The organism is Streptomyces sp. NTD107, from assembly GCF_059510435.1.
In genome coordinates this window covers 1-970 of sequence record NZ_JCAJZV010000042.1, presented here as the reverse complement: position 1 = coordinate 970, position 970 = coordinate 1, and the positions used below count along the sequence as shown (strand labels likewise).

Sequence of the window (970 nt, the reverse complement as noted above, 5' to 3'; positions counted from 1 at the left end):
GCCGTCACCGCCGAGCTGCCCTGGCGCGACCGCGCCCCCTCCGAAGGACCCGCCTCATGAGCACCCCGACCAACGCCCAAGCCCAGGCCCACGCCCCCACCAACGCCCCCACCAACGCCCCCACCAACGCCAACGCCCAGGCCCCGGCCGACCCCGTTCCCGGCCCCAACCCCTGGCTGCTGCCCGTCGCCGCCCGCACCTGGCGCGAGGGCCTGCACATGCTGCTGAACTTCCCGCTCGCCCTCACCGCCGCGGTCTTCGCCGTCACCGGCTTCGCGGTCAGCGGCTCCCTCCTCGTCACCCTCATCGGCGTCCCGCTGCTGGCCCTGGTCCTGCTGGTGCTGCGCGGCTACGGCCACCTCGAACGGCTCCGCGCCCGCCTCCTGCTGGGCTCCGAGGTCGCCGACCCCGAGCCGCTGCGGCTGCGCCCCGGCGCCCGGGGCCCCCTCGCCCGGGTCGGCGCGCTGCTGCGCAGCAACGTGTCGTGGCGGGCCGCCGCGTACGCGGTCGTCCACGCGCCCTGGTCGGTGTTCACCTTCTGCTCCGTGGTGTTCCTGTGGGGCTACGGCTGGGCCGGCGTGACCTACCCGCTGTGGTACTGGACGCTGCCCGAGCCGGTGGGCATCAATCTCGACGGCGAGGGCGGCGGCTGGCTCTGGGACGGCCCGCCGGAGTTCGTGATGGTGGTGGTGCTGGGGGTGCTCTTCCTGTACGCGGCGGGGCTGCTGATCCGTGGCATGGGGCATGTGGACCGGCTGCTGGTGTCCGGGCTGCTCGGCCCGTCGGCCGCCGGGGAGCGGGTGCGCCGGCTGGAGTCGGACCGCTCCACCGTCGTCGACACCTCGGCGGCCGATCTGCGCCGCATCGAACGCGATCTGCACGACGGCGCCCAGGCCCGCCTCGTCTCGCTCGCCATGGAGCTGGGCATGGCGAAGGAGAAGCTGGCCTCCGATCCACGGGCCGCCGCCGA

Annotated in this window: 1 protein-coding gene; it reads left to right on the top strand. The window is 74.9% G+C overall.

Features of this window, described 5'->3' with window-relative positions:
- Nucleotides 1-56 precede the first annotated feature (56 nt).
- Nucleotides 57-970 (top strand): sensor histidine kinase (locus AC5WRL_RS28080; RefSeq protein WP_496091495.1); only part of this gene is annotated, 914 nt, incomplete at its 3' end.